Consider the following 20,377-nt stretch of genomic DNA (forward strand, 5'->3'; position numbering starts at 1 on the left):
GGATCATCACGATGCTTTCTTGAGAAATTCGGACGTTGGCCACTTTTATTCGTCTGGAGTGAGCAACGAGGCCGTCCATCCCCTTCCGGTGAGGCCCCATCCGGCGGGGGTGAGCTTGCGGGGTCCGGCCGGGGTGAACCGCTTTCCGGCGTTGCGCAGCACGTAGATCCGGCCCTCGCCGGAGGCGGCGGCGACGAGTTCGGGGGAGCGGTCGCCGGAGAGGTCGACGAGCGCGACGGCGGAGCCGAACCGGTCGTCGGCGCGCGGCGTCGCGCCGAGCCCCTTCTGCCCCTGGTGGAAGGCCCGCGCCCGGTTCATCCGGATGCCGTTGCGGTCGGCGTACAGGACCACGACCCGCCCGGACGCGTTCGGCCCGCCTCCGGGCTGGCCGAGGACGAGGTCGTCGCGCCCGTCCCGGTCCACGTCGCCGACGGCGAGGGACGACTGCGGGTGCGCGACGAGCGGTCTGCCGGGGAAGCCGGTCTCCTCACCCGTGATGTAGCGCACGGTGTGCAGGAGGCCGCCGCTGTACCCCTGGAGGATCCGGACGGTGTCGCCCCCGTACAGGAGCGCGATGTCGTCCTGCCCGTCCTTGTTGAAGTCGCCGGTGGCGGCGCTGACCGGGGCCGTCCAGGTGACGTGGTGGTGCTCGCGGATCGGCGTGGCGAAGCCCTTGCGGCCGCCGCGGAGCAGGACGTCGGAGTCCGCCGCGCTCGCGAGGTAGAGGTCGTCGTATCCGTCGCCGGTGACGTCGGCGGCGACGGGCGTCACCGGCTGGGTGGCGGCGGGCAGTCGGGTGGTCGACGCGGGGGCGCCGCGCCTCACGTCGAGGAAGACGCGCGTCTCGGCCCCGGCGGTCGCGGCGAGGTCGGGCCGTCCGTTGCCGTCGAAGTCGCCCACGGCGAGGAGGCGCTGGATCCTGGGCGCCGTGTGCGGCACCCGAAGGTAGGCGCGCCTCTTGGACAGCCCCTTGGCGGACCCGTAGATGACGACCACGCCCTGGGAGGCGTTCCCGGTGGCCGCGAGGTCGGCGTACCCGTCGCGGTCGAAGTCCGCCGACACGGAGGTCTCCGCGGCCGATCCGCCGTCGCGGGTGGCCAGGTGCCGGACCTTCCCGTCGGCGTAGCGCACGGTCACGACGCCGAGTTGCGCGTGGCCCTTGCGCAGTTCGGGCGAGACGACGACGAGGTCGCGCCGCCCGTCACCGTCGAAGTCCCCGGCCTTCGCGGGGCGGGGGGCGGCCGAGGCGGCGCCGGCGGGCAGGACGGAGAGCGCGACGGGCAGGAGAGCGGCGCAGGAAAGGAAGCGAAGACGCACGGGAGCCTTCCTCGTCAGGGGAGAAGGCCGCCGCGGGAAAGACGGAACCCTTCCTCCCGGGGGTGTGCTGCGTGGGACGCTGACCCGGGAGGAAGGGTTCGGACTTTTTTCGCTATTTATGCTTTTCCGGTATCTACCGGACGGGCTTGGGAAGCTGCTGGCCCAGGTAGACGCGGCGGACGACGCGCTCGGCGGCGCTGCCGTTGTCCCACGGACAGTACTTGGCCCGGAACTCGACCCGGTCCTTGGCGGCCGAGCCGCCCCAGGCCGCGCCGGTCAGGAACGCCGAGGTGAGCTCCTCCTCGGTCTGCGCGAACACGCCGGGGGGCTGCTGCGACAGGTCGAAGTTGACGCCGCGGGTGCGCTTGTAGGTGTCCCAGTCGTTCGCGTAGATCACGATCGGCCGGTCCTCCAGGACCGCGTAGTCGAACATGATGGAGGAGTAGTCCGTGATGAGCGCGTCGGAGGCGATCATCAGCTCCTCGACGCTCGGGTAGGCCGAGACGTCGATGATCCGGTCCTCGGGCAGCCCGCGCTTCTTCGGCTTGTAGAAGTAGTGCGCGCGCAGCAGCAGGACGTAGTCCGGGCCGAGGGTCTTGGCGAACTGGACGAGGTCGAACTGCGGCACGAACCGCTTCATGTAGTCGCGGTGGGTCGGCGTGTAGAGGATCGCCTTCACACCCGGCTTGATGCCGAGCTGCTCGCGCAGCCGGGCCTTCTCGGCCTCGGTCGCCCGCACGAGGCGGTCGTTGCGCGGGTAGCCGGTCTCCAGCATCTCGTAGGAGCACGGGAAGCCGCGGTCCCACGCCTCGCTGGACAGCGGGTTGGACGACACCAGGTAGTCCCAGCGGTCCGCCCGCATGATCAGCTCGCGGAAGTCCATGTCCCCGGCCGAGACGGGGAACTCCATCTGGTCGAGGCCCATCTTCTTCAGCGGGGTGCCGTGCTGCGTCATCACGTGGACCTGGCCCTTGCGCTTGACCGGGTCGTCGGTGAAGTTCACGTTGTTGACGAAGTACTTGGCCCGCGCCATGAGGCGGGAGTGGGCGCGGCTGCCCGCGACCACGTACGGGATGCCCTCGGGCATGTCCTTGTGGGAGCCCTTGCGGACCACCCAGACGCCCTTGATGTTGGGCGCGAGCTCCCGCTGCTTCTCGTAGATCGCCGCGGGGTTGCAGGCGTAGCCCCGGTACCAGTACGCCGCGTAGACGGCGAGGTTCGGGTCGAGCGGCATGCGGAGCTGGCCGCGGTAGTACAGGCCCTTGGCCTTGCCCTTGGCGAAGTTGATCCCGCGCCGGGCCAGCCGCTTGGTCTTGCGCAGCTTCTGCTTGGCCGACAGGCGCTGCTCGTTGAGCCGCTTGGAGGTCGCGAACGCCCGGTAGTTGTTCTTCTCGATCAGCTTGTACTTGGCCGCGAGCTGGGCGTCCTCGGGCATGACGTGCGCCTTGGGACGGAAGGTGTTGTAGATCTTCGACATGCCGGCGAAGAACTTCGCGCGGTCCTCCGGCAGCACCCGGTCGCCGCGGCCGAGGATGATCAGGAGGTGCCAGATCGTCCTGTCGAACATCAGCGGACGGTACTGGTCGGTCTCGGGGTGCCGGTCCATGAACGCGAAGATGCGCTCGTACTGGGCGAAGGCGTCGAAGTGCTTCTTGCCGCCGGTGCGCGTGATCGCGCCGCGGCGGCGCTGGCGGTAGATGTAGACGACCTCGTCGAGGAGGCTGAGCTTGTCGGCCGCCATGAGGATCGGGTACGTGACGTTGATGTCCTCGTAGTAGCCGCCGCTGAACTTCAGGCCGAGGTCGACCAGGAACTCCCGGCGGATCGCCTTGTTCCAGGCCGTCATCATCAACTGCAGGACGCTGGGGCGGTCCTTCAGCGCGAAGACGTCGGGGGCCGGGGGCTCGCGGAACAGCTTGTTGATGACGCTGCGCTGCACTTTGCCGTGCCAGTACGAGCGCGCGTAGTCGAAGATGAGGACGTCGGGGCGGGTCTCGTGGAGTCGGTCGTAGACCGAGCCCATGGCCCCGTCGGCGGCGTAGTCGTCGCTGTCGAAGAACCAGACGTACTCGCCCGTCGCGAGCGAGAGGCCCACGTTGCGGGCCTCACCGAGGCCCACGTTCTGTTCGAGGTGGACGACGCGCAGCCGCGGGTCCCGCAGCGCGTACTCGTCCAGAATGGCGCCGCAGCCGTCCGGGGACTTGTCATCAATCGCGATCACTTCGAGGTCGGGGCACCCCGGGTAGAGGATCGAGTCGAGGCACTGGCGGAGGTAACCCTGGACGCCGTGCACGGGCACGATGACACTCAGGAACACGCTGCTCATTCCAGATGAATCCGTTTCCAGCAATGGAGGCTTGGCCGGCGGCAGGCCTGCCGCGAGTCTACCGAGGCGTCGACCATGCCCTGATGATCACGATCACGCGCGCGGCATCCGACGACTCTACAGACTTCCGGACAGCGTCAAGCTACGTTCATCTCGCCGATGGGTACCTGTAATAAGGGTGTTCTGTATCACTTTCGGGTGAAAGCCCAGCTTGCCCGGGGTTCTACCGCCCATCGGAACATCTTCTGGATCGGCGGCGTGCACAGCGCGGTGGCCAGAACCACGCAGAACACGACGGTCGCGGCGAGTCCCCAGGGCGTCTGGAAGACCTCGGCGCCGTCCCAGCCCTGGAACTGCGCGTACTTGATGACGAACCCGTGCAGCAGGTAGGAGAAGATCGTCGCCGCGCCGAGCGCGGTGAACCAGTGGCGCCGCCGCGGCACCACCGCGAGGAACGCGGCGACCAGGACGAGCGCGGCGGCCATCATCGCGAGGCGCATCGCGGTGCCGGTGATCCAGTCGACGTTGAAGGCCTTGTGCGCGTCGCGCCAGTAGAACCAGCGGTAGTCCACCCGGTCCTTGATGAGGAACGCCCCGGCGAGCCCCGCGGCGAGGACCGCGTAGCCGACGGGACGGGCCCCGGGCCGGCGGATCAGGTCGAAGTGCTCGGGGCGCAGGCACAGGCCCAGCACGTAGAACGGGGCGAGCCCGAAGACCCGGTGCATCTCCAGGTCGGTGGCCAGCGGCGCGGTGTAGGCCAGCAGGGAGATCCCCGTCGCGACGGCCAGCGGCCAGCGGATCTGCTGCCAGACCGGGGTGGACAGCCGCCACAGGAACAGGGCGAGCAGGAACCAGGTCAGGTAGATCGGGTCGAGGAGGCTGATCTCCAGGTGCTTCTTGTCGTTGAAGTGCCACTCGAACAGCGAGTAGGCGACCTCGAAGACGACGTAGGGCGCGCCGACCGCCGTCAGGAGGCGCTGGGCCTTGCGGCGGCTGAAGGAGAACGACCGCGAGAAGTATCCGGTGATCACGATGAACAGCGGCATGTGGAACAGGTACAGGAACGTGTAGACGCCCTCGGCGACGCCGTAGGCCCGCATCCCGGCCAGCGCGTGTCCGAGCACCACGAGGACGATCGCCAGGTATTTCGCGTTGTCGAAGAACGGATCGCGTGTCTTCGGCGCGGGAGGTGCCGGTGAGGTGGCCTGTCCCGGTACGGCGGTCTGCGTCAAGGTGAATCCCACATGAGAGCCTGCTGAAAGGTGCATGAGAACCTAGCAGCGCGGCGTCTCCGTGCGTGTCACCGAATTAACCCGGTATTAAGGGTCCGGGGTCAGGTCTTGGCGCAGATGTTGTCGTTGGCCTTGATCTCGCCGTCGAGCTTCTTGGGCAGCTTGGTCTTGGTGACCAGGCCCGTCCAGCCGGGGCCGAGGACCAGGTGGACGGTGCCGGGCGCGACCTTGTCCGACGCGGTCGGCGTGACGCCGGAGACCTGCTTGGCCAGCGTGTTGGCCGCGGCCTCCGCGCCCTCGCCGTACAGGATCTGGGTCTCGGTCGGCAGCTCCTTGGGGTTGCCGACGGACAGGACCTGGAACTCCTTGGCGGTGAGCGCCTCGCCGGTGCGGGCCGCGGCGCCCTCGATGCCGCTGCCGTTCAGGACCTTCACCTTGACCTCGGCGGCCGGGACCGTCGCCGCGGCCTTCTTGTTCAGGTCCTCGATCTCGTTGTCGTTGGCGATCTGCGAGAAGAAGGTGTTGGCGTTCGGCTGGGCGAGCGCGACCCGGTTGGGGTCGGGCGCGTAGGCCGTGTAGGGCACCGTCACGAAGCGGATCTTGTCGACCTTGACGCCCTTGAGCTTCGTGCCCAGGTCGGCCATGGCCGAGATGGAGAAGCCGCTGTCCACCTCGACGGTCTTGGTGACCGACTTCAGCAGGCCGTTCAGCTTCGCCGGGTTGGCCAGGACGCCCTGGCTGAGCGCCTTCTTGGCGACCGAGCCGAGGAACTGCTGCTGGCGTTTGACGCGGCTGAGGTCGGAGCCGTCGCCGAGGCCGTGCCTGGCCCGCACGTACGCCAGGGCGGTCTCGCCCTTGACGGTGTGCTTGCCCTTCTTCAGGGTGAGCTTGCTCTGCGGGTCGTCGACGTCGTTCGGCAGGCAGATCTGGACGCCGCCGATCGCGTCGACCACGCCCTTGAAGCCGGCGAAGTCGACGACGGCGGCGTGGTCGATGTGGATGTTGGTGATCGACTGGATGGTCTTCCAGGTGCACTCGACGCCGCCGATGGCGAACGCCGAGTTGATCATCGCGGTCTGCGGGGCGGAGGTGCCGCCGTCGGGGGTGTCGCAGGCGGGGATGTCGACCATGAGGTCGCGCGGGAAGCTGATGCCGGTGATCGCGCCGCCGCCTGGGGACAGGTGCATGAGGATCGTGGTGTCGGCGCGCGGCGTCTCGTTCGCCAGGCTCGCGCCGTACTTCACGTTGTCCTTGCCCTGCCGGGAGTCTGAGCCGAGCAGGAGGATGTTGACGGCTTCGTTGAGCTTCGGCACCGCGTTGGCGACCTTGTCGTCGATGTCGACGCGGGTGATCCGGTGGTCGAGGTACCTGACGTAGCCATAAGCGGAGATGCTGCCCATGACGAGGACACCGGACAGGGCGATGGAGGTCCAGCCGAGTGCCTTCCAGCCCTTGGAGACCCCCTTGTTCTCCAGGGTCTCCGGCTGCGGCGCCTTGGCGTCGTCGGCGTAGTCGAGATACAGGGGGCTGTTCATGGCTCCACGAGAGTAGGTCACGGAAGACGGCGCACGTTGGCGTACGACGTTTCCAGTCCGGCTACTGCGGTCACGCGCTCCGTTTCGATCCTGTGCGACACCAGATCATCGTCAAGGTTGCGACAAAGTATGACCGATCCTTCGGCGCTGAGAGGGGCCAGCAGGCCGGAGATCAGACTCCGCGCGTCGGTGAACGGGGCGGCCACCAGTACCCGATCATCCGCGTGAACCCTGTTTTCCAGGAGGAATGAGGCTATTTCGGTATCTAGCTGTGATGTGGTGAATGTGGCGTTCGTCACAGTCAGCTTGTCGCCGACGTGGACATACGGAGAGAAACGGTCTCCGTACCCTCTGACCTCCACCGCGTAGTCCGTCACCCACGCGGGCGCGTCCTTGAGCGGACCGCCCATCGCGTCGAGGGAGAGGCCGACGACCTCCTCGGGCCACTCCGGCGCGGAGGCCGGATCGTCGGTGACCCAGACGCCCTCCTCCTCGCGGACCGCGTCCCGGCCGAGGACGACCTCCTGGCCCGCCCACCACGAGGCGAAGATCCACACGACGGTCTGCCAGTGCAGCGGCAGGTCGACGACCACCCGGCCGCCCGGCTGCGCGTCAAGGCCCTCCACCAGCAGGTTCGCGGTCTTGGCGATCCAGTTGTCGAGGGTGCGGCGGGAGAACTCCAGCCGCTCGCCCGTGGCGTCGTCGTAGAACGTCACCAGCGGGCGCTGGGCCGAACCGCGCGTGAGATCCATGGCGGAAGGGTACCGAGGCCGGCGGGGAAGGACTGTCCCTCCTCGACCCGCTGTCGAAAGCCCGCCGCACGGCTCTCAGCCTCACGGCCATCACATGAGGCACCCGTTACCCTGCTGCACCGTGACAACCCGAGCGGTACCGCCCAGCGCGTTGGCGCGCCTCAGCGTCGCGCCCGCCCTGCTCGTGACCGCCTGGCTCGTCATCGGGCTTCCGCTGCTGCTGCTCGGCTCCTTCACGATCGGGCCCGCGCTGGCGCTGTTCCCGTTCGCCGCGGCGGCGGCGCTCATGGTGGGCCTGCGCGGCGCGGTCCGCGCGCCGGCCGCCAAAGAGGCGGCGCGTCCCTGGAGTTGGTGGCCGCCCGTCGGCGTCCTGCTGGTCACCGTGGTCTTTCTCGCGGTGCAGCTGAAGTTCAACTCCGAGCAGCTCATCGTCCGGCGCGACCCCGCCACCTACGCCCAGTTCGCGGCCTGGCTGAACGGCCACGGCTCGCTGCCGGTCTCGACCTCGCTGTGGGCGTTCGGCGGGCCGGACCCTGCCCTGCGGTTCGACAGCCCGGGCTTCTACGCCCAAGGCGACGAGGCGATCTACCCGCAGTTCATGGCCGGACTGCCGATCCTGCTGGCCCTGGGCGGCTGGATCGGCGGGACAAGCGCGCTGCTGGCCATCGCCCCCCTGCTCGGCGCCTGCGCGGTGCTCACCTTCGGCGGCCTCACCGCCCGGCTCGTCGGACCGCTCTGGGCGCCCGTGGGCGCGCTGGCGTTCGCGCTGTGCTGGCCGGTGATGTTCGTGTCCCGCGCCACCTACAGCGAGTCGGCGGCGCTGGTGCTGCTGCTCGGCGGCCTCTGCCTGCTGCACGACGTGCGCGACCTGCGCGAAGGCAGGGCGCGCGCCTTCCTCGCGGGCCTGGCTTTCGGGCTCGTGGTGCTGGTCCGGATCGACGGGCTGCGCGACATCCTCCCGGTGATCGTCTTCGCCGGGGTGCTCTTCGCTCGGCGCAGGCCCACCGGACTGCCGCTGGCCGCGGGCGTGGTCGTCGGCGCGGGCGCGGGGCTGGCCGAGGGCTACGTCCTGTCGGGGCCCTACCTCGACTACCTCAGCGGCTCACTGCTGCCACTGCTCGCGGTGGCCGCCGCGACCGTGCTCGGCACCGCCGCGATGGCGGCGCTGTGGCGGTGGCGGCCCGAGTCGTTCCGGCGCGGCGGCGACTGGGTCGCGCGCGGCAGGATCCCCGACGTCGCCGCGGCCCTGACCGTCCTGCTCATGATCGGCTTCGCGGTCCGGCCCTACGTGCAGACCGTGCGGCGGATCCCCGCCAACGCCGACGACGAGTTCAACTCCCAGTACATCGCCTACATCCAGGAGGCGATCGGCCTCCCCGTCGACGGCACCCGGCAGTACACCGAGCTGTCCCTGCACTGGGTCGCCTGGTACGTCGGAATCCCCGCCCTGATCCTCGCCACCGCCGGCGCGGCGCTGCTGCTGCGCCGGATGCTGCGCCGCGCGTCGCCCGAATGGGTGCTGCCGTACGGGCTGATCGCCCTCACGACAGTGGCGACCCTGCTGCGGCCCGGGATCACCCCCGACCACCCGTGGGCGTCGCGGCGGCTGGTCTCGGTCGTCATCCCGGGGCTGCTGCTGTTCGCGGTGTGGGCCCTGGCGTGGGCGACGCGCAGGGTCCGCCGCACCGGCTACGGCAGGGCCGTGACGTTCCTGTTCGCGCTCACCGGGACCGTGGCGCTGACGTTCCCCATCGGCGCGGCGTCGGCGGGCCTGGTGTTCAAGCCGGTCGACCAGGGCGAGCGCGCCGCGGTCCAGGCGCTGTGCCGGGAACTCGGCCAGGGCGTCACCGTGCTCATCGTCGAGCGGGTCACCGCCGACCGGTTCTCACCCGTGCTCCGCGACACCTGCGGCATCCCGACGGCCCGCGTCCACGGCGCGGCCAAGGCCGACGTGGACCGCGTCGCCGCCCGCGTCCTCGACCGGGAGCGCCGGGTCGTCGTGCTCGGCGCGAACTCCTCGGACGTGGCGGCCTACGGCGAACCCGTCCAGGTCGTCGACCTGCGCACCCGCCAGGACGGCCACGCGCTGGAGTCCCGGCCGCGCTCCACGTGGTCCCTGACCATCACCGTGTGGATGGCGGAGATCGTCGACGGATGAGCGCGGGCTCAGGCGTCGCTCGTGCCGCCGGCCTTGCAGATGTCGTCGGAGGCCTTGACCTCGTCGTCGACCTTGGGGATCGACGCGCCGGCCCCGCCCAGGCCCACGTAGTCGGCGCCGAGGTAGAGGTGGACGGTGCCCGCCTCAAGGGATGCGTCGAGCTTGGGGGTGACGTCGGGCAGCAGCTTGCCGAGCAGGGCCGCCGCGGCCTCGCCGCCGGTGCCGTAGGCGATGACCGTCTTCTTCAGGGCGCCGTTCTCGTAGCTGCCGGTGGAGCCGAGGGACGCCTGGTACTTCTTGGCGGTCAGGTCGGTGACGACCCGGCCCGCGAGCCCCTGCCGGTCGGTGCCGTTGTAGACCTTCACGACGACGTCCGCGGCCTTCACCTTCGGCGTGTCGGCCGCCGCGCCGTCGGCTCCGGCCTGCCCGCCCCCGTCGGCGGCCTCGGTCGCCTTCGGGGTCTTGGTGGTCCTCGGCACCTTGTTGTCGCGACGGATCGCGTCGAAGAGGTCCTGGGCGCTGTCCTGCCAGAACACGACGCCGGCCAGAGCGGGGTCGGACGCCCGCTCTGCCTCCGTGGCGTACCGCCAGGGCACGGTGACGAACTTGATGTTGTCGGGCCGCAGGCCCTTGACCTTGCCGGCGAGGTCGGTGATCTCGGTGGCGTTGAAGCCCTCGTCCGTCTTCAGTGACTTGGTGACCGCGTTGACGAAGGACAGCAGCTTGGGCGGGTCGGCGAGGATGCCCCTGTTCGTCACCTTCTGCACGATCGAGCTCATCAGCTGCTGCTGGCGCTGGATGCGGCCGAGGTCGGTGCCGTCGCCGAGCTTGTAGCGGGTGCGGGCCCAGCCGAGCGCCTGCTTGCCGTTGATCGTCTGCTTGCCGGCCTTGGGGATCACCAGCTGGGCCTTGGGGTCCTCGAAGGCGATCGGCGAGCAGATCTGGACGCCGCCGAGCGCGTTGACGATGTCCTTGAAGCCGGTGAAGTCGACCTTCACATAGTGGTCGATGCGGATCTGGGTGAGGCTCTCGATCGTCGCCCAGGTGCAATAGGCGCCCGCGTAGGCGAAGGCCGAGTTGATCTTGTCGGTACGGGCGCCGACGGCCTTGCCGTCCTTGTCCTTGCACTCGGGGATCGCCACCCAGGAGTCGCGCGGGAAGCTGATCGCGATGGCCTTCTCGCCGCCGGCCGACAGGTGCAGGACGATCGCGGTGTCGGAGCGCTCGCCTTCGGTGTGGCCGTAGTTCCCGTTCTTGCCGGCCCGGGTGTCGGAACCGAGGATGAGGATGTTGACGGAGCTGTCCAGCTTCTCCGGCCGCTTGTCGGGATCGAGGCTTCCGGGATCCTTCTCTCCCACGATGTTGTGCATGAACTTGTAGTAGAACCCGTAGGCCGTGAGGCTGCCGATGACCATGCAGGCCGCGAGCGCGATCGACACCCACTGGACGATCTTCCAGGCCTTGCTCGGCGGCTGTGCGTTCTCATAGGCGCCGCTGATCTCCGGAGTCTCCAGAAAGTCCAGCCCGTAGTCGATTCCGCCGCGCATGACCCCTGCCCGAGTCCGGAGTGTTGCAAGATTGTGCAGCAGTATGGCGGAACTGTGTAGTAGTTGGCGGGATGTCCGGTGTTGTTGTCCCGATTCCATGATCTTCGGTGTTTGTTTGTCCGGATTCCGGGGTGGTGACGCGGGGGTCTGTAGGCTTGGGCGCCGTGAGCCCCGAGCAGCAGCCTGTGCACGTCACCGTCGTCCTGCCCTGCTACAACGAGCAGGACCATGTGGTCGACGAGGTCGAACGCATCACCAAGGCCCTGGACGCGAGCGGCCAGACCTACGAGCTGCTCGCCTTCGACGACTGCTCCACCGACGAGACGCTGGCCCGCCTCCGCGAGGCCGAGCCGCGCTTCCCGCACCTGCGCGTCATCCCGTTCCACCACAACAGCGGGTCCGGCACGATCCGGCGGGTCGGCAGCCAGCAGGCACGGGGCGAGATCGTGGTGTGGACCGACGCCGACATGAGCTACCCCAACGAGCGGATTCCGGAACTCGTCGAGATCCTCGACACCGACCCGACCGTCGACCAGGTCGTCGGCGCGCGGCTGACCGAGGAGGGCTCGCACAAGGTGCTGCGGGTCCCCGCCAAGTGGGCCATCCGCAAGATCGCCGAGCGGCTGTCCGGGTCGCGGATCCCGGACCTGAACTCCGGGCTGCGCGCGTTCCGCAAGGAGGTCGCCCGGCCCTACCTGCGGCTGCTGCCGCCCGGGTTCTCCTGCGTCACCACGATCACCCTGGCGTTCCTGTGCAACCAGCACGGGGTGCGGTACCTGCCCATCGACTACGCCAAGCGCGCGGGCAAGTCCAAGTTCCACTTCACCAAGGACGCCTACCGCTACATCCTCCAGGTGCTGCGGATGATCATGTACTTCAACCCGCTCAAGGTGCTCATGCCGGTCGCGCTGTGGCTGCTCGGCCTCGCAGTCGTCAAGGGCGTGATCGACCAGTTCACGCACAACCTGCTCTACCTGTCGAACAACACGATGCTGATGTTCATGAGCGGGCTGCTCACCGTCTCCCTCGCGCTGCTCGCCGACCTCATCGTCCGCTCCCGCGGCGACGCCTAGGCCGCGCCGGATGCGGATCGCGCTCGTCGGCCCTGCCTTCCCCTACAAGGGCGGCGGAGCCCGGCACACCACGGAGCTGGCCCACCGCCTCGCGGCGGCAGGGCACGAGGTCGTCCTGGAGTCGTGGAAGGCGCAGTACCCGGGGTTCCTGTATCCGGGGCAGCAGACGATCGACGTGCCTGAGGGCGACGTTTTCCCGGCCACCTACCGGAGGCTGTCTTGGCGGCGTCCGGACGGGTGGTACCTGACGGGCAGACGGCTGCGCGCCTACGACCTCGTCGTGTTCGCCGTGCTCTCGTCGGTTCAGGTGCCGGCGTACCTCGGGATCCTGCAGGGGCTGGGACGCGCAGGGCGGCGCAAGGCCGTCGCGCTGTGCCACAACGTCCTGCCGCACGAGCCGAAGCCCTACGACAGGCCGCTCATGCGGGCGCTGCTCCGCCGCGTCGGCGGGGTCCTCACGCACACCCCCGCCCAGGCTGAGCTGGCGCGCGCGCTGACGGACGCGCCCGTCGCCGTCGCCGAACTGGCACCGCACCTGCCCGCACCACGCGGCGCGGAGACGGCCCGGCCCGCGGGCTCTCAAAGCGTTCGTGCACCGGGCCCGGAGAACACGACAGGGGGCGGCGGGCTGCTGTTCTTCGGCATCGTCCGGCCCTACAAGGGCCTGGACGTGCTGCTGCGGGCCCTGCCGGACGGCGTCCGCCTCACGGTGGCGGGGGAGTTCTGGTCGGGCCTTGAGGAGACGCGGGAGCTCATCGCCTCCCTCGGCCTGTCCGCGAGGGTGGACCTCCGTCCGGGGTACCTCCCCGCGGAGGAGATACCGGGCCTGCTGCGCGCCGCCGACGCGCTGGTGCTGCCGTACCGTTCTGCGACGGCCTCGCAGAACGTCCTGATGGCCTTCGAGCACGGCGTCCCGGTCGTCGCGACCCGGGTCGGGGGGTTCCCCGGCCAGATCCGCGAAGGCGTCGACGGCGTGCTCGCCGACCCCGGGGACGCCGCGTCGCTGCGCGCGGCGATCGAGAAGCTGCTGGCCGACCCCGACGGGTTCCGGTCCAGGGTCACGCGCCCCGATCCCGAACCCGTCTGGGCGGCCTACCTCGCCGCGCTGACCTCGGCTGGCTGACCTCGGCTAGAGGTGCGGGTCGATCGCGCTGAGCAGGGCCCGCTTCGGCTTCGCCCCGACGATCTGGGCCACCACCTCGCCGCCCTTGTAGAGGTTCAGCGTCGGCGCGCTGAGGATCCCGTACGAGCGGGCCGTCTCGGTGGCCGCGTCGATGTCGACCTTCACGATCTTGAGCCTGCCGGCGTACTCGGCGGCGATCTGCTCCAGGACGGGGGCGATCATCTTGCAGGGCGGGCACCATTCGGCCCAGAAGTCGACGAGGACGGGAAGGTCGGCTTCCAGTACCTCGGCGGCGAAGTCGATGTCGGTCGCGGTGGACGTAGCGCTCACGAAGTCTCCTCAAGACGGTGATCGTCCTTGGAGACAAGGCCGCCGGGCGCCGGTTGATTCCCGTCCGCCGGGATCGCGTCCGCCTGGATTCCCTCGGGGGCCTTCTGGAGCCGTCCCACGCCCGCCCAGATCAGGTCCGCGAGCGTCAGCACGGCACGGGAGGCGAGGGCGAGGACGAGCGCGTCGGCCCGCCCCATGACGGGCCCGAGGGCGAGGACCAGGGCGGCCTCGCGCGCGCCCAGGCCGCCCGGCGCGAGGATCACCAGGAACCCCACCACGTACGCCAGCGCGTACGCGCCGCCCGCCAGCAGCAGTGACCCCGACGGCGCCAGCAGCCACAGGTGGACCGCGAAGAACACCCAGCCCAGGAGGGTCCAGCCGACCGCAGCGGCCATCGCCCGGGCCGGGACGGCGCTGTCCAGCAGTGGCCTCCGCACGATCCGCAGCGCCAGGTTCAGCGCGCGGGTGACGACCCAGGGGTGCAGGCACGCCAGCAGCACGGGGGTGAGCGCCACCGCCCACCAGTAGGTCGCGAGGGCGTCCGCCGAGGTCAGGGGCAGTGCCGCGGCGGCCGTGAGGCATCCCGTGGCGACGGTCGTGGCCATCGCCAGAATCGTCGCGCTGGCCGACGCGGTGCGCGCCACGCCGTAACCCCTGGCCAGTTCCACCTGGCCCACGAGCGCCCAGACGGACCCCGGCACGTACTTGCCGAGCTGGCCCAGGAACATGATCCTGGTGGTGGCGCGGACCGGCAGGGGGGCTCCGCACCCGGCGAGCAGGGCCCGCCAGCCCAGCATCCAGCAGCCGAGGCCGAGCAGGCCCGCGGCGAGGGCGCCGACCAGAGCAGGGGGCGACATCCGGGACAGGGCGTCGACGATCGACGGCCACTGCGACGCGATGCCGTACAGGCAGCACACCAGCGCCGTCAGAACGAAGATCGACTTGAGCCGGCGGGAGTTCACTCGGCCACCCTATGGGGGAGAAAGCTCCGAGTAGGCTCTGTGATCTGCTCTGGACGGCCGGGTCAGACGCTGTAAGAAAGGTGTGGCGTGGAAGCGATTCTCCTTGTCGGGGGTAAGGGCACGAGGCTGCGGCCGCTGACGATCTCCACCCCCAAGCCGCTGCTGCCCACCGCGGGCGTGCCCTTCCTGGCCCACCAGCTGGCCCGCGCGAGCGCGGCGGGGGTCACCCGGATCGTCTTCGCCACCTCATACCGGTCGGAGATGTTCGAGGCGGCCTTCGGCACCGAGGCGTACGGGCTCGAACTCGTCTACGTCGACGAGAGGCGCCCGCTCGGCACGGGAGGCGCGATCCGCAACGCGGCCCAGGCCCTCATCAGCAAGCCCGACGATCCGGTGCTCGTCCTCAACGGCGACATCCTGTCCGGCCACTCGATCCCCGAGCAGGTCCAGACGCACCTCGCCTCCGAAGCCGCGGTCACCCTCCACCTCACCGAGGTCGACGACCCGTCCCGCTTCGGCGTCGTCCCGACCGCCCCGGACGGCAGGGTCACCGCGTTCCTGGAGAAGACCAACAACCCGATGACGAACCGGATCAACGCCGGCTCCTACGTCTTCCGCCGCGAGGTCATCGACACGATCCCGTTCAACGAGGTCGTCTCGGTCGAACGCGAGACGTTCCCGGGGCTGATCGCGTCCGGCGAGACCGTCATGGGGTTCGTGGACGGGCACTACTGGCTGGACGTCGGCACGCCCTCGGCGTTCGTGCGCGGCTCGTGCGACCTCGTCACGGGGCTGCTGGAGTCGCCCGCGCTGCCCGGAAAGCCGGGTCCGATGCTGGCGCTGGAGGGCGCGCACGTGTCGCCGCGCGCGGTCGTCACCGCGGGCACGGTCGTGGGCTGCGACGCGACGATCGAGGCGGGCTCGACCGTCAGCGGCAGCGTCCTGTTCGACGAGGCGGTCGTCGCCAAGGGCGCGTGGGTGCGCAACTCGGTGCTGGGCCGGGGCGCGCGGGTCGCGTCGGGCGCGATGCTCGACGGGGCGATCCTGGGCGACGGCGCGGTCGTCGGCCCCGGCAACGAACTCGGCGACGGCCTGCGCCTGTGGCCGGGCATCGAGCTGCCGCCGACGGCGGTCCGCTTCTCCAGCGACGTGTAGTGCCCGTTCGCGTCTGGGAGGCGCCGTGGCCGGTAAGGCCGCGGCGCACCTTGGCGGTGTTCCGGCGCGGCCCGCACGACCCCGCCTACCGGGTGACGCCCGACGGCCGCGTCTGGCGCGCCTCGTACACGCCCGACGGCCCCGGCACGCTCGTGGTCGGCGCGTCGGGCGGACGGGCGGAGGCCGAGGCGTTCGGCCCTGGCGCGGACTGGCTGCTGGAGTCGCTGCCCGCGCTGCTCGGCGCCGAGGACGATCCGGACGCGCTCGTGCCCGTCGACGACGTGGTGCGGGACGCGGCCCGGCGCTTCCCCTTCCGGATCGCGAGGTCGAACCGGGTCTTCGAGGCGCTGGCCCCGGCCGTCCTGGAGCAGAAGGTGCCGGGCGCGGAGGCCTGGCGGGCGTGGGGGTACCTGCTGCGGCGGTTCGGGGAGCCCGCGCCGGGCGTGCCGGAGATGCGGGTGCCGCCGCCGCCGGAGGTGTGGCGGTCCATCCCGTCCTGGGAGTGGCACAGGGCGGGCGCGGAGGCGGCGCGGGCGCGGACCATCATCGGGGCGAGCCGGGTGCGGCTCGAAGGGCATCCCGAGCGGCTGCCGCTGCTGCCGGGCGTCGGCCCGTGGACGACGGCCGAGGTGCGCCAGCGCGCGCTGGGCGACCCGGACGCGGTGTCGGTCGGCGACTACAACCTGCCCGGCATCGTCGGCTGGGCGTTCCTCGGCCGCAAGGTGGACGACGCGGGCATGCTCGAACTCCTGGAGCCGTACCGGGGCCAGCGCTACCGCGTGTCGGTGCTGCTGCAGCTCGCCGGGTACTCCCCGCCGCGGCGCGGGCACCGCCTGAGCGTCCGGGACTATCGCCGGTTTTGAGGGACTTTCTTTAAGTTCGCATGACTTTTGGTTCTTGCGGGGGGTCTGCACTGTTCCCACTATGACGCTTGGCATAGAGTGCGGCCATGGAGAGCGCAGTGAGTGAATCCGGGCTGCGCCGCGCACTGGCGCGCGCCCGCGACGGCAAGACCCTGGACCAGGCCGAAGCCGCGGTCCTGCTCCACGCACGGGGCGAAAGCCTCGACGCGCTGCTGACCTACGCCGCCCGGACCCGCGACGCGGGACTGCGCGACGCGGGGCGTCCCGGCGTCATCACCTACAGCCGCAAGGTGTTCATCCCGCTGACGCGGCTGTGCCGCGACCGCTGTGGATACTGTACGTTCGCCACCGCTCCGCACAAGCTCCCGGCCCCGTTCCTCAGCCCCGACGAAGTCCTGGAGATCGCCAGGCAAGGGGCCGCCATGGGCTGCAAGGAAGCGCTGTTCACCCTCGGCGACCGCCCGGAGGACCGCTGGCACCAGGCCCGCGAGTGGCTCGACGAACAGGGCTACGACGACACGCTCTCGTACGTCCGCGCGATGGCCATCCGCGTCCTCGAGGAGACGGGCCTCCTTCCGCACCTCAACCCGGGTGTCCTGTCATGGCGCGACTTCCAGCGGCTCAAGCCCGTCGCGCCGTCCATGGGGATGATGCTGGAGACGACGGCCACCCGGCTGTTCACGGAGAAGGGCGGCCCGCACTACGGCTCGCCCGACAAGGACCCCGCAGTACGGCTGCGCGTCCTGGAGGACGCGGGGCGCTGCAACGTCCCGTTCACCACCGGCATCCTCATCGGCATCGGCGAGACCGTCGAGGAGCGCGCCGACGCGCTGTTCGCGATCCGCCGGACCATGCGCGAGTACGGGGCGATCCAAGAGGTCATCGTCCAGAACTTCCGCGCGAAGCCCGACACGGCCATGCGCGGGACACCGGACGCCGAGCTGGAGGAACTCGCCGCGACGATCGCGGTGGCCCGCCTCGTGCTGGGCCCGAAGGCGCGCATCCAGGCCCCGCCGAACCTCCTCGACGACGAGTACGCGCTGTTCGTGCGCGCCGGCATCGACGACTGGGGCGGCGTCTCGCCGCTGACTCCCGACCACGTCAACCCCGAGCGCCCGTGGCCGCAGATCGAGGAACTCGCCGCGCGGACCGCCGCCGCCGGGTTCACGCTGCGCGAGCGCCTCACGATCTACCCGGAGTACGTGAAGAAGGGCGAGCCGTGGCTCGACCCGCGCCTCCTCGCGCACGTCCGGGCGCTGAGCACCCCCGACGGCCTCGCCGACGAGAACGCGGTCGTCGAAGGCCGCACCTGGCAGGAGCCCGACGGCGGCTTCGCCGAGGCGGGCCGGACCGACCTGCACACCGCGATCGACACCGAAGGCCGCACCGCCGACCGCCGCGACGACTTCGACGAGGTCTACGGCGACTGGGACGCGCTCCGCGAGCGGGTGAAGGCGCCCGAGCGGTTCGACGCCGACGTGAAGGCGGCGCTCACCGCCGCCGAGGCGAACCCGGGCGGGCTGTCCGACACGCACGCCTTGGCCCTCCTGCACGCCGACGGGCCCGAACTCGCCGCCCTGGCGAAGATCGCCGACGACCTGCGCAAGGACGTCAACGGCGACGACGTCACCTACGTGGTGACGCGGAACATCAACTTCACCAACGTCTGCTACACCGGCTGCCGCTTCTGCGCCTTCGCCCAGCGCCGCACCGACGCCGACGCCTACAGCCTCTCCCTCTCCCAGGTCGGCGACCGCGTCGACCAGGCGTGGGAGGCGGGCGCGACCGAGATCTGCATGCAGGGCGGCATCCACCCGGACCTGCCTGGAACGGCCTATTTCGACCTCGCCCGCGAGGTGAAGAAGCGGCAGCCCGACATCCACCTCCACTCCTACAGTCCGATGGAAGTGGTGAACGGCGTCGCCCGTACGGACCTGTCCCTGCGGGAGTGGCTCATCGCCGCGAAGGAGGCGGGCGTCGACTCGCTGCCGGGCACGGCCGCCGAGATCCTCGACGACGACGTCCGCTGGGTCCTGACGAAGGGCAAACTCCCCACCTCGGCCTGGATCGACGTGGTGAAGACGGCCCATTCGGTGGGCCTGCCCACGACGTCGACGATGATGTACGGCCACGTGGACACCCCGGCCCACTGGGTCGCCCACCTGAAGCTCCTGCGCTCCATCCAGGAGGAGACGGGCGGCTTCACCGAGTTCGTCCTGCTGCCTTTCGTCCACCACAACGCCCCCATCTACCTGGCCGGCATCTCCCGTCCGGGCCCGACGGTCCGCGAGAACCGCGCCGTCCACGCCCTGGCCCGCATCCTGTTGCACGGCGCCATCGACAACATCCAGACCAGCTGGGTGAAACTCTCCGACGATCTCTGCACCGAGGTCCTCCAAGGCGGCGTCAACGACCTGGGCGGCACCCTCATGGAGGAGACCATCTCCCGCATGGCCGGCTCCGGAAACGGCAGCTTCAAGACCATCACCTCCCTGGAGGAGATCGCCGCCCGAGCAGGCCGCCCCGCCGTCCAACGCACCACCACCTACGGCCGCCCCACCCAGGAACGCCTCACCGCCGCCCGCAAAACCGACGGCGTAGGCCACTTCCTCCCCTTCGTCACCCGCTGACCAGAAAGGGCCTCGGCACCCCCGCCGAGATCCTCCCTCCTACGTCTTCGTCGTTTCGTCGCCTGACGTCAGGGCGTGCCACAGCTCAGGGACCAGGGCGCCGTGGCCGGCTGAAAGGACGTGCGCGTTTTGTAGGGGGATCCAGAAGCATTCGAAGCGGGTCGGCTCGGCGAGGCCGTCGTGGAGTTCGGCGCTGGGCCATCGAGGGGGGCGGGGGCCGGGGGCGCGCAGGTAGAAGAAGTGGCGGTGCTGGACCTCTTCCCGGAGTGGCGTTATGTCGTAGTTCGTCTGTCCCAGGGGGGAGATGAGGACCAGGCCCTGGAGGGAGGTCTCCTCGTGGGCCTCGCGGAGGGCCGCCGCCTGTGGGGGCTCGCCCGGGCGGACGGTGCCTCCGGGGACTTCGAGACCCACTCGCTCGTACGAGTGGTCCACGTGGCGGATGACGAGGAGCTCGTCGGCGTCGTTGAGTATGTAGGCCAGTGCCTTGAGGGTCGTTGCCTTCTGCGCCATGGGATGTCCTTCTCACGGAGATCGGTGGAAAAGGGCCAGGGCCGTCGGACCGGGGTCCGACGGCCCTGATCGGCCGGGGCTTGGGGGTCAGGACTTGTTGAAGGTGGCTTTGGCCCAGAGGTAGGAGAGGGCGGTGAGGGCGACGCACCAGCCGGTGGCGATGTAGGCGCTGTTGCCGATTTCGGTGCCGAGGAGGAGGCCTCGGGTGGTTTCCATGATGGGGGTGAAGGGCTGGTATTCGGCGAACCAGCGGAGGGCGGTGGGCATGGTGTCGGTCGGGACGAAGCCGCTGCCGAGGAAGGGGAGGAGCATGAGGAACATGGGGCTGCTGCCGGCGGATTCGGGGGTGGGGGAGGCGAGGCCGAGGGCGACGGCGATCCAGCTGATGGCGAAGGCGAAGAGGGTGAGCAGGCCGAGGGCGGCGAGCCATTCGATGGCGGTGGCGTTGGGGCGGAAGCCGAGGGCGGTGGCGATGGCGAGGAGGGCGGCCATGCTGAGGAGTTGCTGGATGACGCTGGCGGCGACGTGGCCGGTGAGGATGGAGGGGCGGGAGATGCGCATGGTCTTGAAGCGGGCGACGATGCCTTCGGTCATGTCGGTGGCGACCATGACGGCGGTTCCGGCGACGGCGGTGGCTGCGGCCATGAGGAGGATGCCGGGGACGATGTAGGCGATGTAGGCGGTGCGTCCGCCGCCGATGCCTTGGCCGAGGGTTCCGCCGAGGACGTAGACGAACAGGAACAGGATGATGATGGGGGTGATGACGAGCTGGATCGTCATGGCCGGGTAGCGGACCAGGCGCTTGAGCTGGCGGCGGACCATGGTCGAGTTGTCGCGGACAGCGAGGGTCAGGGCACTCATGGG

Annotated in this window: 16 protein-coding genes; 6 read left to right on the top strand and 10 right to left on the bottom strand. The window is 70.0% G+C overall.

Translation table 11 applies throughout. The features are described 5' to 3' along the window. Positions 1-45: 45 nt before the first annotated feature. The 5 genes from ACYVOM_RS27180 to ACYVOM_RS27200 all read right to left on the bottom strand — a co-directional run bounded on the left by ACYVOM_RS27180 (position 46) and on the right by ACYVOM_RS27200 (position 7,162). Positions 46-1,317, bottom strand: coding sequence for an FG-GAP repeat domain-containing protein (locus tag ACYVOM_RS27180; protein WP_460306353.1), 1,272 nt, complete (start codon positions 1,315-1,317; stop codon positions 46-48). A 133-nt stretch (positions 1,318-1,450) separates the two neighbouring features. Further along, positions 1,451-3,643 carry a bifunctional glycosyltransferase/CDP-glycerol:glycerophosphate glycerophosphotransferase gene (locus tag ACYVOM_RS27185; protein WP_460306354.1) on the bottom strand — a complete coding sequence of 731 codons (2,193 nt, stop codon included), beginning with the start codon at positions 3,641-3,643 and terminating at the stop codon, positions 1,451-1,453. Positions 3,644-3,831: 188 nt separating this feature from the next. After that, complete coding sequence (locus tag ACYVOM_RS27190; protein WP_460306355.1) at positions 3,832-4,875, bottom strand: acyltransferase family protein; 1,044 nt, start codon at positions 4,873-4,875, stop codon at positions 3,832-3,834. A gap of 101 nt (positions 4,876-4,976) precedes the next feature. Beyond that, complete coding sequence (locus ACYVOM_RS27195; RefSeq protein WP_460306356.1) at positions 4,977-6,410, bottom strand: LCP family protein; 1,434 nt, start codon at positions 6,408-6,410, stop codon at positions 4,977-4,979. Between the two features lie 17 nt (positions 6,411-6,427). Further along, entirely contained in the window at positions 6,428-7,162 is a 735-nt protein-coding gene (locus ACYVOM_RS27200) for a TIGR03089 family protein (protein ID WP_460306357.1), read from the bottom strand. Positions 7,163-7,283: 121 nt separating this feature from the next. Between ACYVOM_RS27200 and ACYVOM_RS27205 the strand changes: the two genes are divergently transcribed. Continuing rightward, positions 7,284-9,320: a hypothetical protein gene (locus ACYVOM_RS27205; RefSeq protein ID WP_460306358.1), complete on the top strand. Its 2,037-nt coding sequence runs from the start codon at positions 7,284-7,286 to the stop codon at positions 9,318-9,320. A gap of 8 nt (positions 9,321-9,328) precedes the next feature. On the opposite strand, the gene ACYVOM_RS27210 is transcribed toward ACYVOM_RS27205, so the two are convergent. Further along, positions 9,329-10,867, bottom strand: coding sequence for an LCP family protein (locus ACYVOM_RS27210; protein WP_460306359.1), 1,539 nt, complete (start codon positions 10,865-10,867; stop codon positions 9,329-9,331). Positions 10,868-11,031: 164 nt separating this feature from the next. On the opposite strand from ACYVOM_RS27210, the gene ACYVOM_RS27215 reads away from it, so the two are divergent. Both ACYVOM_RS27215 and ACYVOM_RS27220 read left to right on the top strand, forming a co-directional pair. After that, a complete protein-coding gene (locus ACYVOM_RS27215; RefSeq protein WP_460306360.1) occupies positions 11,032-11,940 on the top strand; it encodes a glycosyltransferase family 2 protein in 909 nt (302 codons plus the stop codon). 10 nt (positions 11,941-11,950) lie between these two features. Continuing rightward, the gene (locus ACYVOM_RS27220) at positions 11,951-13,063 is read left to right on the top strand and encodes a glycosyltransferase family 4 protein (protein WP_460306361.1); all 1,113 of its coding nucleotides are present in this window, start codon (positions 11,951-11,953) and stop codon (positions 13,061-13,063) included. Positions 13,064-13,069: 6 nt separating this feature from the next. On the opposite strand, the gene trxA is transcribed toward ACYVOM_RS27220, so the two are convergent. Next, the gene (gene trxA, locus ACYVOM_RS27225) at positions 13,070-13,393 is read right to left on the bottom strand and encodes a thioredoxin (RefSeq protein WP_460306362.1); all 324 of its coding nucleotides are present in this window, start codon (positions 13,391-13,393) and stop codon (positions 13,070-13,072) included. Further along, positions 13,390-14,355, bottom strand: coding sequence for a lysylphosphatidylglycerol synthase transmembrane domain-containing protein (locus ACYVOM_RS27230; RefSeq protein WP_460306363.1), 966 nt, complete (start codon positions 14,353-14,355; stop codon positions 13,390-13,392). Before ACYVOM_RS27230 ends, trxA begins: the two co-directional genes overlap by 4 nt. An 87-nt stretch (positions 14,356-14,442) precedes the next feature. Between ACYVOM_RS27230 and manB the strand changes: the two genes are divergently transcribed. The 3 genes from manB to ACYVOM_RS27245 all read left to right on the top strand — a co-directional run bounded on the left by manB (position 14,443) and on the right by ACYVOM_RS27245 (position 19,003). Then, positions 14,443-15,510 carry a mannose-1-phosphate guanylyltransferase gene (gene manB, locus ACYVOM_RS27235; RefSeq protein WP_460306364.1) on the top strand — a complete coding sequence of 356 codons (1,068 nt, stop codon included), beginning with the start codon at positions 14,443-14,445 and terminating at the stop codon, positions 15,508-15,510. Beyond that, positions 15,510-16,373, top strand: coding sequence for a DNA-3-methyladenine glycosylase family protein (locus tag ACYVOM_RS27240; protein ID WP_460306365.1), 864 nt, complete (start codon positions 15,510-15,512; stop codon positions 16,371-16,373). Before manB ends, ACYVOM_RS27240 begins: the two co-directional genes overlap by 1 nt. Positions 16,374-16,459: 86 nt before the next feature. Next, on the top strand, positions 16,460-19,003 hold the full coding sequence (locus tag ACYVOM_RS27245) for a bifunctional FO biosynthesis protein CofGH (protein WP_460306366.1): 2,544 nt from the start codon (positions 16,460-16,462) through the stop codon (positions 19,001-19,003). Between the two features lie 39 nt (positions 19,004-19,042). On the opposite strand, the gene ACYVOM_RS27250 is transcribed toward ACYVOM_RS27245, so the two are convergent. Together ACYVOM_RS27250 and ACYVOM_RS27255 are read right to left on the bottom strand one after the other, a co-directional pair. Then, positions 19,043-19,513, bottom strand: a complete 471-nt coding sequence (locus ACYVOM_RS27250; protein ID WP_460306367.1) for an NUDIX hydrolase — start codon at positions 19,511-19,513, stop codon at positions 19,043-19,045. A gap of 87 nt (positions 19,514-19,600) precedes the next feature. Continuing rightward, positions 19,601-20,374: an ABC transporter permease gene (locus ACYVOM_RS27255; RefSeq protein WP_460306368.1), complete on the bottom strand. Its 774-nt coding sequence runs from the start codon at positions 20,372-20,374 to the stop codon at positions 19,601-19,603. Positions 20,375-20,377 lie beyond the last annotated feature (3 nt).

This window comes from Actinocorallia aurea, assembly GCF_054783995.1.

What these genes read in the sequence shown, in the direction of transcription:
- ACYVOM_RS27210 (WP_460306359.1), bottom strand. Translation starts at nt 10,867, where the DNA reads ATGCGCGGCGGAATCGACTACGGGCTGGACTTTCTGGAGACTCCGGAG.
- ACYVOM_RS27255 (WP_460306368.1), bottom strand. Translation starts at nt 20,374, where the DNA reads ATGAGTGCCCTGACCCTCGCTGTCCGCGACAACTCGACCATGGTCCGC.
- ACYVOM_RS27195 (WP_460306356.1), bottom strand. Translation starts at nt 6,410, where the DNA reads ATGAACAGCCCCCTGTATCTCGACTACGCCGACGACGCCAAGGCGCCG.
- ACYVOM_RS27220 (WP_460306361.1), top strand. Translation starts at nt 11,951, where the DNA reads ATGCGGATCGCGCTCGTCGGCCCTGCCTTCCCCTACAAGGGCGGCGGA.
- ACYVOM_RS27185 (WP_460306354.1), bottom strand. Translation starts at nt 3,643, where the DNA reads ATGAGCAGCGTGTTCCTGAGTGTCATCGTGCCCGTGCACGGCGTCCAG.
- ACYVOM_RS27200 (WP_460306357.1), bottom strand. Translation starts at nt 7,162, where the DNA reads ATGGATCTCACGCGCGGTTCGGCCCAGCGCCCGCTGGTGACGTTCTAC.
- ACYVOM_RS27245 (WP_460306366.1), top strand. Translation starts at nt 16,460, where the DNA reads ATGGAGAGCGCAGTGAGTGAATCCGGGCTGCGCCGCGCACTGGCGCGC.
- ACYVOM_RS27250 (WP_460306367.1), bottom strand. Translation starts at nt 19,513, where the DNA reads ATGGCGCAGAAGGCAACGACCCTCAAGGCACTGGCCTACATACTCAAC.